General features: G+C 48.8%; 11 protein-coding genes and 2 tRNA genes. All 13 read right to left on the bottom strand.

Annotated elements, in window-relative coordinates; all coding sequences use genetic code 11:
* Positions 1-109: 109 nt before the first annotated feature.
* Positions 110-2,029, bottom strand: a complete 1,920-nt coding sequence (locus Q1A40_RS12270; RefSeq protein WP_300000463.1) for a DEAD/DEAH family ATP-dependent RNA helicase — start codon at positions 2,027-2,029, stop codon at positions 110-112.
* Positions 2,022-2,099: a protein YrbN gene (yrbN, locus tag Q1A40_RS23185; protein WP_367275746.1), complete on the bottom strand. Its 78-nt coding sequence runs from the start codon at positions 2,097-2,099 to the stop codon at positions 2,022-2,024. The genes Q1A40_RS12270 and yrbN overlap by 8 nt, the downstream gene beginning before the upstream one ends.
* Positions 2,100-2,206: 107 nt before the next feature.
* Positions 2,207-3,094 carry a lipoprotein NlpI gene (nlpI, locus tag Q1A40_RS12265; RefSeq protein WP_300000462.1) on the bottom strand — a complete coding sequence of 296 codons (888 nt, stop codon included), beginning with the start codon at positions 3,092-3,094 and terminating at the stop codon, positions 2,207-2,209.
* Positions 3,095-3,193: 99 nt separating this feature from the next.
* Positions 3,194-5,323: a polyribonucleotide nucleotidyltransferase gene (pnp, locus tag Q1A40_RS12260; protein ID WP_300000461.1), complete on the bottom strand. Its 2,130-nt coding sequence runs from the start codon at positions 5,321-5,323 to the stop codon at positions 3,194-3,196.
* A 241-nt stretch (positions 5,324-5,564) separates the two neighbouring features.
* Entirely contained in the window at positions 5,565-5,834 is a 270-nt protein-coding gene (rpsO, locus tag Q1A40_RS12255; RefSeq protein ID WP_211993323.1) for a 30S ribosomal protein S15, read from the bottom strand.
* 147 nt (positions 5,835-5,981) lie between these two features.
* Complete coding sequence (gene truB, locus Q1A40_RS12250) at positions 5,982-6,926, bottom strand: tRNA pseudouridine(55) synthase TruB (RefSeq protein WP_300000459.1); 945 nt, start codon at positions 6,924-6,926, stop codon at positions 5,982-5,984.
* The gene (gene rbfA / locus Q1A40_RS12245) at positions 6,926-7,327 is read right to left on the bottom strand and encodes a 30S ribosome-binding factor RbfA (RefSeq protein ID WP_300000457.1); all 402 of its coding nucleotides are present in this window, start codon (positions 7,325-7,327) and stop codon (positions 6,926-6,928) included. The genes truB and rbfA overlap by 1 nt, the downstream gene beginning before the upstream one ends.
* A gap of 63 nt (positions 7,328-7,390) precedes the next feature.
* The gene (gene infB / locus Q1A40_RS12240) at positions 7,391-10,078 is read right to left on the bottom strand and encodes a translation initiation factor IF-2 (RefSeq protein WP_300000455.1); all 2,688 of its coding nucleotides are present in this window, start codon (positions 10,076-10,078) and stop codon (positions 7,391-7,393) included.
* 24 nt (positions 10,079-10,102) lie between these two features.
* A complete protein-coding gene (nusA, locus tag Q1A40_RS12235; RefSeq protein WP_300000453.1) occupies positions 10,103-11,590 on the bottom strand; it encodes a transcription termination factor NusA in 1,488 nt (495 codons plus the stop codon).
* Positions 11,591-11,617: 27 nt separating this feature from the next.
* A complete protein-coding gene (gene rimP, locus Q1A40_RS12230; protein WP_300000452.1) occupies positions 11,618-12,070 on the bottom strand; it encodes a ribosome maturation factor RimP in 453 nt (150 codons plus the stop codon).
* A gap of 211 nt (positions 12,071-12,281) precedes the next feature.
* Positions 12,282-12,358, bottom strand: a tRNA-Met gene (locus Q1A40_RS12225).
* 61 nt (positions 12,359-12,419) lie between these two features.
* Positions 12,420-12,506 (bottom strand) — tRNA-Leu (locus Q1A40_RS12220).
* Positions 12,507-12,543: 37 nt separating this feature from the next.
* Positions 12,544-12,876, bottom strand: coding sequence for a preprotein translocase subunit SecG (secG, locus tag Q1A40_RS12215; RefSeq protein WP_300000451.1), 333 nt, complete (start codon positions 12,874-12,876; stop codon positions 12,544-12,546).
* Between the last annotated feature and the right edge of the window lie 88 nt (positions 12,877-12,964).

The following is a 12,964-nucleotide window of genomic DNA, read 5'->3' as shown; positions in this document are numbered from 1 at the left end:
AATCATTGTACCAGTACATTAGTACAAACAGGATAAAAAAAAGCCCTGACGGTTAAGCTCAGGGCTTTTCGACTACTTCTTATGCCAGACGAAGCATTTTATTGCTTATTTATGCATCATTAGAGCGACGACGTGGAGCTGAAGCACCTTCTTCACGACGAGGACCGCGACCGCCTTCACGACGTTCGCCGCTAAAACGACCAGCCCCCGCGCCAGCGCCAGTGCCAGCGCCTTCACGACGCGGACCACGGCCGCCTTCACGACGTTCGCCGCCACCGAAGCTACGACCAGCGCCACGACGCTCACCTGAACGCTCCGGACGTGGTTGTGCATCGCCCATCAGCTGCATATTCATCGGTTTATTGAGAATACGAGTGCGGGTAAAGTGCTGCAGAACTTCACCTGGCATACCTTTTGGCAGTTCAATAGTGGAGTGTGATGCAAACAGCTTGATGTTACCGATATAGCGGCTGCTGATATCACCTTCGTTGGCAATAGCACCCACGATATGACGAACTTCAACACCATCATCACGGCCAACTTCAATACGATACAGTTCCATATCACCCGCATCACGGCGTTCACGACGTGGACGTTCTTCGCCATTGGCAGAACGATCGCCGCGAGGAGCACGGTCAGGACGGTCTCCACGACGTTCAAAGCGCTCATCACGCTCACGGAATTCACGACGTGGACGCACAGGTGCATCTGGTGGCAGGATCAGAGGACGTTCGCCCTGTGCCATTTTCAGTAAAGCAGCCGCCAGGGTTTCAATATCCAGCTCTTCTTCACCGGGTTGCAGTTTAGCTAACAGGGCACGGTATTGATCCAAATCGCTGCTTTCTAACTGCTGCTGTACTTTAGCGGCAAATTTAGCCAAACGACGCTCACTGAGCAATTCTGCATTTGGCAGTTCTGCTTCAGGAATAGTCAGTTTCATCGTACGTTCAATGTTGCGCAGCAGGCGGCGTTCGCGGTTTTCAACAAACAGTAAAGCGCGACCAGCACGACCAGCACGGCCAGTACGACCGATACGGTGAACGTAAGACTCTGAGTCCATTGGAATGTCGTAGTTCACCACCAGGCTAATACGTTCAACATCCAGACCACGTGCCGCAACATCAGTCGCAATCAGAATATCCAGACGACCGTCTTTCAGACGTTCCAGCGTTTGCTCACGCAATGCCTGGTTCATATCACCATTCAGCGCTGCACTGTTATAACCACTACGCTCAAGTGCTTCAGCAACTTCCAGCGTGGCATTTTTAGTACGCACGAAAATGATAGCGGCATCAAAATCTTCCGCTTCCAGGAAACGAACCAGCGCTTCATTCTTACGCATACCGTAAACAGACCAGTAGCTCTGGCTGATGTCCGGACGGGTAGTTATGCTTGACTGGATGCGTACTTCCTGTGGATCTTTCATGAAACGACGAGTAATACGACGGATCGCTTCTGGCATTGTTGCAGAGAACAGTGCTGTCTGATGCTCAGCAGGGATCTGCGCCATAATGGTTTCAACGTCTTCGATGAAGCCCATACGCAGCATTTCATCAGCTTCGTCCAGCACCAAGCCTTTCAGGCTGGACAGGTTCAGCGTTCCGCGCTTCAGGTGATCCAGCAGACGACCAGGCGTTCCGACAACAATTTGTGGCCCCTGACGCAAAGCACGTAACTGCACGTCATAACGCTGACCACCATACAGAGCAACAACGTTAACGCCTTGCATATGCTTGGAGAAGTCAGTCATCGCTTCTGCGACCTGAACTGCCAGCTCACGCGTTGGCGCCAGCACCAGAATCTGTGGTGCTTTAACTGCTGCATCAAGGTTATTCAGTAAAGGGAGTGAAAACGCGGCGGTTTTACCACTCCCGGTCTGGGCCATACCCAGAACATCGCGACCACCCAACAGATGAGGGATACATTCCGCCTGGATAGGGGAAGGTTTTTCATAGCCCAGATCGTTCAGTGCATCAATAATGGAAGATTTCAGTCCGAGATCGGAGAAAGTAGTATTTAATTCAGTCATGTAGTACGTGTGCCTCATAAATGGCGGCCAGTCTACATAACTCATCTTGAAATTTAACAGCAATATTCATTGAAAAGTGTGAACCGGCTCAAATTTGGTTGATTGACGAACAAAAACGCCCTCACCAGCTAAGGTGATGACTTGAACAAAAGTTTATGGGCTGTCGTTGTACGTCAGCTATTGCTGGTCCGATTCTGCCAGGTCGTCTTGCTCCTGGCCCAAGAGCGCTAATTCCAACAATGCATAACGATGCTCAACGTAGTTATGTACGTTGTTAGCTACCGCTAACTTGAACAGTGCCATGGCGCTGTCCTTTTCCCCCAGACTTAGGTAGTACTTACCTAAATAGAAGTTGGTTTCACTGAGATGCTCAGCGAGCGAAGTGTTATCCGTTGCGTTCATCTGGAGCCTTTCCATTAGCGTAGCTTCACTAATGTTGCCCAGATAGAACTCGACAATGTTCCATCCCCATTGTTCTTTATCCGATTCTTCCAGGCGCTGTTGTAACGCCTCTTTGGCCTGCTTTTCATCTACATCGCTTTCAGTGATGTAGAGCCACAGACTACGGAAAGGATCGTTGGGATCGTCTTGATAAAACGCCTGCAGATCATCTTGCGCTAAGCGATAACGACCACCGTAATAGAGGGCGATACCACGATTTAAACGCGCATAGTTGTAAGTTGGATCAAGCTCAAGTACAGAATCAAACGCTTCATAGGCGGCATCAAAGTTGCCCGCCTGCGTTAAATATATGCCTAAATAATTAAATACTTCAGGCATATCGGGTCGAATTGCCAGCGCTTGTGAGAAATCATTCCGCGCAAGTGCTCGCAAACCTAAACTATCATACAACACTCCGCGCTCATATAAAAGCTGTGCGCGTTCATCATCTGTTAAAGCACGGCTGGCAAGAATCTGTTCCATTCTTGCCAGGATGACTTCTTGTTGCAATGATGGTTGTAACGGTACTGCGAGAACCTCGTTTTTACGCCATGCAGAATTGCTGCTGCATCCTGCCAGTGTGATAGCTGTAGCAACAAAACACCAGCGCAAAAAAGGCTTCATGACCTACTCCTGAAGACAACAAATGGTGAACATCCAGGTCCCCGTTCGCAAAATGGGGCATCCTGCCCCGTAACAACCGTTATCTACTGTTAATGAGTTTTACTCAGCTTCTGGTGCAGCGGGTGCTGCTGTTTCAGCTGGAGATTGCTCAGTAGCTTCTTTAATGCTTAAGCGTACACGGCCCTGACGATCGACTTCCAGTACTTTTACCGGTACTTCCTGACCCATTTGCAGATAATCAGTTACTTTCTCTACACGTTTGTCAGCGATCTGGGAAATATGAACCAGACCTTCTTTACCGCCGCCAATCGCAACGAAAGCACCGAAATCAACGATACGGGTGACTTTACCGTTATAGATACGACCCACTTCAATCTCTGCGGTAATCTCTTCGATACGACGGATAGCATGTTTCGCTTTCTCGTTATCGGTTGCAGCGATTTTCACCGTGCCGTCATCTTCGATTTCAATCGTCGTACCGGTTTCTTCGGTCAGCGCACGAATGACTGCGCCACCTTTTCCGATAACATCTTTGATTTTATCGGAATTGATCTTAATCGTATGGATACGTGGTGCAAATTCAGAAATATCACCACGTGGTGCATTGATAGCCTGCTCCATCACGCTCAGGATGTGTAAACGTGCACCCTTCGCCTGGTTCAGTGCTGCATGCATGATTTCACGGGTGATACCTTCAATTTTGATATCCATCTGGAGAGCAGAGATACCTTCACGGCTACCGGCCACTTTAAAGTCCATGTCACCCAGGTGATCTTCGTCACCCAGAATATCAGACAGAACAACAAAGTTATCGCCTTCTTTAACCAGCCCCATCGCAATACCCGCAACGGCAGCTTTGATAGGTACACCCGCATCCATCAGTGCTAATGATGCACCACACACGGAAGCCATAGAAGAAGAACCGTTAGATTCAGTAATTTCTGAAACTACACGTACGGTGTAAGGGAAATCCGCTACATCTGGCATAACTGCCAGTACGCCACGCTTAGCCAGACGACCATGACCAATCTCACGACGCTTAGGTGAGCCGACCATGCCGGTTTCGCCTACAGAGTACGGAGGGAAGTTATAGTGGAACAGGAAAGTATCAGTACGCTCACCCATCAGCTCATCAAGAGTCTGTGCGTCACGTGCAGTTCCCAAAGTCGCGGCAACCAGCGCCTGAGTCTCACCACGGGTAAACAGAGCAGAGCCGTGAGTACGTGGCAGAACACCCGTGCGTACATCCAGACCACGGATCATATCTTTTTCACGACCATCAATACGTGGTTCTCCACGCAGAACGCGGCTACGAACAACGTTTTTCTCGATAGCATGCAGGATTTCGCTGATTTCAGCTGCATCCAAAGTCTCATCTTCCGCCAGCAGAGCTGCGGTTACATCAGACTTAATGACATCAATTTGCTCATAACGCTGTTGCTTATCAGTTACCAGATAAGCATCGCTCAAACGCGCTTCCGCCAAAGCAGCAACACGCGCATTCAGTGCGTCATTCGCAGCTTCAGGCTGCCAGTCCCAGCGAGGTTTACCCGCTTCAGCAACCAGATCGTTAATATTTTCAATAACAACTTGCTGCTGATCGTGGCCAAATACTACCGCGCCCAGCATTTGATCTTCGCTCAGCAGTTCAGCTTCTGATTCAACCATCAGAACGGCACCAGAAGTACCCGCCACAACCAGATCCAGCTTAGATTCTTTCAGCTCATCAGCCGTTGGGTTCAGTAAGTACTGGCCATTTAAGAAACCAACACGTGCTGCACCAATTGGGCCGTTAAACGGTATGCCAGACAGGCTCAGAGCCGCAGAAGCACCAATCATTGCCACGATATCAGGGTTAACCTGTGGGTTAACAGAAACCACGGTAGCAATAACCTGAACTTCGTTAACAAAACCTTCCGGGAACAGAGGGCGAACAGGACGGTCAATCAGGCGCGCAATCAACGTTTCGCCTTCGCTTGGACGACCTTCACGGCGGAAGAAGCTCCCCGGGATGCGGCCAGCAGCATAGGTACGTTCCTGGTAATTTACTGTCAGTGGGAAGAAGTCTTGACCTGGTTTAGGTGTTTTCTTACCAACAACAGTTACTAATACCGCGGTGTCATCCATGCTAACCATAACAGCAGCAGTCGACTGGCGAGCCATCATACCGGTCTCAAGAGTGACGGTATGCTGACCATATTGGAATTTACGAACGATCGGATTCAGCAAAATAATATCCTTAAACATACAGGTGTACGTATTGACGTACTACCGTTAATACCCGACCTTCATTACATCCTCGCGACTAATGACAAACCTCACCCACTTCAGTGAGTAAAACTTCTCATTAGCCGCGCGAATCTCTGCAATAAAGATCACATTTAGCAACAATACAGCAGTTTCAACCGAAATACTTCGTTCCGGTTGAAAAAAGGGGCCACATGGGCCCCTTTTATAAAACTCGCAAAAATTAGCGACGCAGGCCTAAACGAGCGATGAGGTCAGTATAACGAGCAACATCTTTACGTTTCAGGTAGTCGAGCAGTTTACGACGCTGAGAAACCATACGCAGCAGACCACGACGGCTGTGGTGATCTTTTTTATGCTCTGAAAAGTGACCTTGCAGATGGTTAATCTGTGCAGTCAGCAGTGCAACCTGAACTTCGGTAGAACCGCTGTCGTTAGTACCACGACCAAATTCAGCAACAATTTTAGCTTTAGCTTCAACGCTTAGAGACATTTTTAACTCCAGAATTATAGATAAAAAAAGAGGGTGCCGATCTCTAATTCAGCAACCACAGTACCTGCCAGGAAAGAAAAAATACTTACCCGGCAGTAAGCCGCGTCATTTTACCTGTCGCGACCCTTGATCGCAAGCTGAGCGGATTCAGACAGGGTATTCAACAACCAGGCGACGCGGCGCAACACGCCCGTCATCAAGGATTTCTGCCATGCCAATAAATTTCTGCTCACTTCCTTCTGTCACGCGTACCAAACCTTCTTGCGGGGCTCCGGCAACACGAACAGGCTGACCATTTTTAAACCAGACGGCCACCTCTGATAAGAGGTTCACTACGGGGAAGTCTGCAGCCGGACTGTCCATTGGCATCAGTAAAGGATCTAACAGACTGGCCGATGCAACATCCTGTGCTTCTGCTTCTGCAACCAAAGCATTAAGCTGTTCCAGCGTGACCATACGTTCAACAGGATAAGTGCTGACCGCAAGACGACGCAAAAACGTCACGTGTGCACCGCATCCCAGTTTTTCACCAAGATCATCAATAATGGTGCGAATATATGTGCCTTTAGAGCAGTGAATTTCCAGTTCCAGTTCATGACCTTCATGCCGCAAGAACAGGAGTTCATACACAACAATAGCACGGGATTCTCGCGGCACGCTGATACCCTGACGGGCATATTCATACAACGGTTTTCCCTGATACTTCAGGGCCGAATACATAGAAGGAACTTGCTGTGTTTCACCGCGAAATGACTCCAGTGCCGTGGCAAGCTGCTCAGCACTGAAATTCACTTCACGTTCTTCAACAATCTGTCCATCGGCGTCAGAAGTATCCGTACGCTGACCAAGACGCGCAATCACACGATAGCGTTTATCTGAGTCCAGCAGGTACTGAGAAAACTTTGTCGCTTCTCCGAGGCATATCGGCAACATACCGGTCGCCAGAGGGTCAAGCGCCCCCGTATGCCCCGCACGGTTAGCGTTATAAAGACGTTTTACTTTCTGCAGGGCATCGTTAGAAGACAGGCCTTGCGGTTTATCCAGTAACAGTACGCCGTGTATATCACGGCCTCGACGACGAGGACGACTCATCAATCCTCCTTACTGTCGTCCGTGTTTACACGACGCTCATCATCATGACGGATGACATTAGAAACCAGATTAGACATTCTCATCCCTTCAACCAACGAATTATCGTAGAAGAAGGTTAACTCCGGAACAATACGCAGACGCATGGCTTTGCCAAGCAAAGAACGGATGTAGCCTGAGGCATCCTGCAAAACTTTGATACCTTCTTTTACTGCATCTTCATCTTTATCATTCAGGAAAGTCACGAATACTTTGGCATAAGCCAAATCGCGAGAAACCTCAACGCCAGAAACTGTCGTCATCATACCCAGACGCGGATCTTTAATCTCACGTTGCAGGATAATGGCAATTTCTTTCTGCAGTTCCTGAGAAACACGCTGTGGGCGACCAAATTCTTTCGCCATAATAATTTCTCCAGACAAAACGGGGGGCACTCGGCCCCCCTGATAATAAGTGTGGTGCGCCTATCAGGAAATGATACGCTTGATCTCGATGATTTCGAATACTTCAATCACGTCGCCTACGCGAACGTCATTGTAGTTTTTAACACCGATACCACATTCCATGCCGTTACGAACTTCGGCTGCATCGTCTTTAAAGCGACGCAGAGATTCCAGTTCGCCTTCATAGATAACCACGTTATCGCGCAAAACACGGATTGGGTTGTGACGTTTAACCACACCTTCAGTAACCATACAACCTGCAATGGCACCAAATTTCGGTGATTTAAACACATCACGAACTTCTGCCAGGCCGAGGATCTGCTGTTTCAGTTCTGGAGACAGCATACCGCTCATTGCCGCTTTCACTTCGTCAATCAAGTGATAGATAACGGAGTAGTAACGCAGATCCAGGCTTTCAGCATCAATGACACGACGAGCAGAAGCATCCGCACGAACGTTAAAGCCAACCAGGATAGCGTTAGAAGCCGCAGCAAGTGTTGCATCAGTTTCAGTAATACCACCCACACCAGAACCGATAATTTTAACTTTAACTTCATCGGTTGACAGTTTCAGCAGTGAATCACTGATTGCTTCCACGGAGCCCTGAACATCAGCTTTCAGCACGATATTCACTTCAGACACTTCGCCTTCAGTCATGTTAGCGAACATGTTTTCCAGTTTAGACTTCTGCTGACGTGCCAGTTTAACGTCACGGAATTTACCTTGGCGATACAGCGCAACTTCACGCGCTTTTTTCTCGTCACGTACAACGGTGACTTCATCACCCGCAGCAGGAACACCGGACAGACCGAGGATCTCAACAGGAATTGATGGGCCAGCTTCAGTGACTTCATGACCTAGCTCATCACGCATAGCACGCACGCGGCCATATTCAAAGCCACACAGAACAATATCACCCTTGTTCAGCGTACCTTCGCGAACCAGTACAGTCGCAACCGGACCACGACCTTTATCAAGGTAAGATTCGATAACTACGCCGCTTGCCATACCTGCACGAACAGCTTTCAGCTCCAGGACTTCAGATTGCAGTAAGATTGCATCAAGCAGGTCGTCGATACCGGTACCGGCTTTCGCTGATACATGGACAAACTGGCTTTCACCGCCCCACTCTTCTGGCATGATGCCGTACTGAGACAGCTCGGTCTTAACGCGATCCGGATCCGCTTCTGGCTTATCGATTTTGTTCACAGCAACAACAACAGGCACTTGTGCCGCCTTCGCATGCTGGATAGCTTCGATAGTCTGAGGCATCACGCCATCGTCTGCTGCAACGACCAGAACCACGATATCCGTTGCCTGAGCACCACGAGCACGCATTGAGGTAAACGCGGCGTGTCCCGGTGTATCCAGGAAGGTAATCATGCCATTGTCAGTTTCAACGTGGTAAGCACCGATGTGCTGAGTAATACCACCCGCTTCACCTGAGGCGATTTTGGTTGAACGAATGTAGTCAAGCAGAGAGGTTTTACCGTGGTCTACGTGACCCATGATAGTAACGACTGGCGCACGCGCTTCTGCAGCTGCACCAGTGTCACGATCGCTCATTACCGCTTCTTCCAGTTCGTTTTCACGACGCAGAATAACTTTATGGCCCATCTCTTCAGCAACCAGCTGTGCGGTTTCCTGATCGATGACCTGGTTGATGGTCGCCATGGCACCCAGCTTCATCATCGCTTTGATGACCTGAGAACCTTTAACTGCCATTTTGTTTGCCAGTTCAGCAACAGTGACAGTTTCACCGATGATAACATCACGGTTTACTGCCTGAGCAGGCTTGTTAAAACTCTGCTGAAGTGTACTTGGCTTACGTTTACCTTTACCACCACGTACTGCTGCACGTGCTTCTTCACGGTCAGCTTTAGACTCGCCATGCTTACCACCGGCTTTCTTCTGACGTGGGGCTTTAGCAACAGTGCGGGTACGGCTGCGACCACCTTCAACTTCACGGTCGTTTTCGTCTTCAGCCTGACGAGCATGTTGAGAGGTCGTTACGTGATAGTCAGACTTGTCGTCTTCGACTTTTTCTTGTTCAGCCCAAACACCAGCATTTGCTTCGGCCATTTTACGAGCTTCTTCAGCTACACGGCGGGCATCTTCTTCAAGCTTGCGACGCGCTTCTTCTTCTGCTTTACGTTTCAGTTCAGCAGCTTCTGCTTCACGGCGGGCTTTATCGGCTTGGGCGGTTTTCGTCATATCGTCTGATTGTTGATGAGTCACTTTGTCTTTTTCCGCAGCTACACGTTTCGCTTTCTCAGCGACTTCGCGCCTGGCTTGTTCTTCAGCATCACGCTTAGCTTTTTCTTGTGCCACAAGTTTGGCAGCTTCCTCTGCCTCACGACGGGCTTGCTCTTCCGCTTCACGCAGCGCTTGTTCTTCCGCGGCAAGACGTTCAGCCTCTTGCGGATCACGTTTTACAAAGGTGCGCTTCTTGCGGACTTCGATTTGTACCGATTTACTTTTCCCACCGGTACCTGGAATATTTAACGTACTACGCGTTTTGCGCTGTAACGTCAACTTGTCTGGCACTGAACCATGTTCACTGTTCAGATGGGCCAAGAGCGTTTGCTTCTCTTGCGCGGAAACAGAATCATCAGCAGACTTCGGGATCCCTGCATCAGCAAATTGCTGTACCAGACGGTCGACGGAGGTCTGAATCTCTGCGGCCAGCGCTTTTACGGTTACATCTGTCATGCTGTTCCTTCCTGCTACAGTTTATTACTCTTCGCCGCCAAACCAGCAAATGTTGCGCGCTGCCATAATCAATTCACCGGCTCTCTCACTCGTCAAGCCTTCGATATCTGACAGATCATCAACACCTTGCTCGGCAAGGTCTTCCAGCGAGATAACATCACGTGCAGCTAATTTAAATGCCAGCGGGCGATCCATACCATCAAGGGCCAGTAAATCTTCAGCAGGTTTCTTATCACCTAAAGATTCTTCCTGAGCCAATGCAATTGTCGTCAGTGCGTTTTTAGCACGATCGCGCAATGCTTCAACAGTATCTTCGTCAAGACCATCGATTTCCAGCAACTCTTTGACAGGCACGTAAGCCAGTTCTTCGAGTGTTGCAAAACCTTCTTCGACTAATACTGTGGCGAAATCTTCATCAATATCGAGGTATTTGGTGAAAATATCAATCGCAGCATGCGCTTCAGCCTGATGTTTAGCCTGTAAGTCGTCAACGGTCATCACGTTGAGTTCCCAGCCACTGAGCTGTGCAGCCAGACGAACGTTCTGACCGTTACGACCAATGGCCTGGGCCAGGTTACCCGCTTCTACTGCAATATCCATCGTATGTTTGTCTTCATCAACCACGATAGAGGCAACATCAGCAGGCGCCATGGCATTGATAACAAACTGAGCAGGGTTATCATCCCACAGCACGATATCAATACGTTCGCCCGCAAGCTCAGTAGAAACAGCCTGAACACGCGCACCACGCATACCCACACAGGCACCAACGGGATCGATACGTTTATCGTTGGTCTTCACGGCAATTTTTGCGCGAGAACCAGGATCGCGGGCAGCTGCTTTAATTTCAATCACTTCTTCGCCAATTTCTGGCACTTCGATACGGAATAGTTCGATCAGCATTTCTGCTTTAGAGCGGCTGACAAACAGTTGGGCACCGCGTGCTTCAGGGCGAACGGCATAAAGCACACCACGGATACGGTCACCAGGGCGGAAGTTTTCACGCGGTAACATATCTTCACGCAGGATAACCGCTTCAGCATTATTACCCAAATCGAGAGCGATATTTTCACGATTCACTTTCTTCACGACACCAGTGATTATCTCACCTTCATGCTCGCGGAATTGATCCACAACCATTGCGCGTTCAGCTTCACGTACTTTTTGTACGATAACCTGCTTTGCCGTTTGCGTAGTGATACGGTCAAAGGTAACAGACTCAATCTGATCTTCAACGTAATCACCCACATCAAAAGCAGGATCTTCAAAACGAGCCGCTTCAAGCGTAATTTCACGTGTCGGTAAAGTCACATCTTCAACCACTAACCAACGACGGAAAGTGTCAAAATCGCCGCTTTTACGGTCAATGCTGACACGAACTTCAATCTCTTGCTCGTATTTTTTCTTTGTTGCTGTTGCCAGTGCACTTTCCAGCGCTTCAAAGATCTTTTCGCGCGGTAAAGATTTTTCGTTGGAAACGGCCTCAACAACAGCCAAAATTTCTTTGTTCATCCTGGGTTTTCACCTCAATCCAAACTATTAAAAGTGGGGTACCAGGTTCGCTTTCTGGATATTACTCAGGGCGAACACTTCGTCTTTGCCTTCGACCGTAACCGTAATCATTTCACCGTCTACAGATTTAATAATACCAGACCATTTACGGCGGTTCTGTACGGCCATACGCAACACAATACTTACCTCTTCGCCACTAAAGCGTTGGTAGTGTTCTGCGCTAAATAAAGGACGGTCCAGACCTGGTGAGGATACTTCCAGGTTATAGGCAACAGTTATTGGGTCTTCAACATCGAAAACCGCACTGACTTGGTGACTGACATCAGCACAATCATCAACATCGATACCATCTTCACTATCAATATAGATACGCAGCGTTGACTGGCGACCACGAATAAACTCAATACCTACTAATTCGTAACCTAGCGCCTCGACAGGTGCCGAAATCATCTCTGTTAATTTTTGCTCTAATGTGGACAAGCCCACCCCCAAGACATAAAAAAAGGGCATAAAGCCCAGTTATTCTGAAATCAGATAACAAAAAACCCCGATAAATCGGGGCTTTAGATAACTGAACCCTGTATACCGCCAGAGGCGGCCCGGACACCGTCCAGGAGAACTTTTTTCTAAATTCTTCGCGAATGCATCAAAGATGTTCACAGGATATTTGAAAAATAATTCTCAGGGAAAGTGGTTGCGGGGGCCGGATTTGAACCGACGACCTTCGGGTTATGAGCCCGACGAGCTACCAAGCTGCTCCACCCCGCGTCCGAAACGTGGCAAATACTACGCCAGTATTGCTATAAAAGCAAGAGATGCTAAGACTTGTTGGTACCGAGGACGGGACTTGAACCCGTAAGCCCAATCGGGCACTACCACCTCAAGGTAGCGTGTCTACCAATTCCACCACCACGGCACTCTGTAAATACAATAATGTTTTTTTATCGTATTTATTACTGCGGGATATCACTGCTTGGCGTAGTAGGCGCCGCAGGTGCAGACTGCTCAGCTTGCGCTGGCTGACTCAGATTATCCCACTCACTTCCTGTTCCTGATTTGTTAGCGCTCAGATTACCGAGAACCAGACTGAGAATGAAGAACAACGTCCCTAAAATACCGGTCATACGGGTCATAAAGTTGCCTGAACCGTTCGAACCAAATAAAGTAGCGGAAGCGCCTGCTCCAAAAGAGGCTCCCATATCAGCGCCTTTACCCTGCTGCAACATGATCAGGCCTACAAGACCTAATGCCACAATAAGGAAGATAACCAAAAGAGCTTCGTACATAATCAACCTGTTCCTTGCGGGTTTACCGCGCGCAAATTGCTTCAAATCAGTAAAGCGGATACTTTTTTCATTACCCGGTGAAGCGGGT

Source organism: uncultured Cedecea sp. (assembly GCF_947498825.1).
Classification (GTDB): Bacteria; Pseudomonadota; Gammaproteobacteria; order Enterobacterales; family Enterobacteriaceae; genus JGM124.
The sequence above is the reverse complement of the archived record's forward strand: the minus strand, read 5'-3'. Positions and strand labels throughout refer to the sequence as shown.

What these genes read in the sequence shown, in the direction of transcription:
- Q1A40_RS12270 (WP_300000463.1), bottom strand. Translation starts at nt 2,029, where the DNA reads ATGACTGAATTAAATACTACTTTCTCCGATCTCGGACTGAAATCTTCC.
- yrbN (WP_367275746.1), bottom strand. Translation starts at nt 2,099, where the DNA reads ATGAATATTGCTGTTAAATTTCAAGATGAGTTATGTAGACTGGCCGCC.
- nlpI (WP_300000462.1), bottom strand. Translation starts at nt 3,094, where the DNA reads ATGAAGCCTTTTTTGCGCTGGTGTTTTGTTGCTACAGCTATCACACTG.
- rpsO (WP_211993323.1), bottom strand. Translation starts at nt 5,834, where the DNA reads ATGTCTCTAAGCGTTGAAGCTAAAGCTAAAATTGTTGCTGAATTTGGT.
- truB (WP_300000459.1), bottom strand. Translation starts at nt 6,926, where the DNA reads ATGAGTCGTCCTCGTCGTCGAGGCCGTGATATACACGGCGTACTGTTA.
- rbfA (WP_300000457.1), bottom strand. Translation starts at nt 7,327, where the DNA reads ATGGCGAAAGAATTTGGTCGCCCACAGCGTGTTTCTCAGGAACTGCAG.
- infB (WP_300000455.1), bottom strand. Translation starts at nt 10,078, where the DNA reads ATGACAGATGTAACCGTAAAAGCGCTGGCCGCAGAGATTCAGACCTCC.
- nusA (WP_300000453.1), bottom strand. Translation starts at nt 11,590, where the DNA reads ATGAACAAAGAAATTTTGGCTGTTGTTGAGGCCGTTTCCAACGAAAAA.
- secG (WP_300000451.1), bottom strand. Translation starts at nt 12,876, where the DNA reads ATGTACGAAGCTCTTTTGGTTATCTTCCTTATTGTGGCATTAGGTCTT.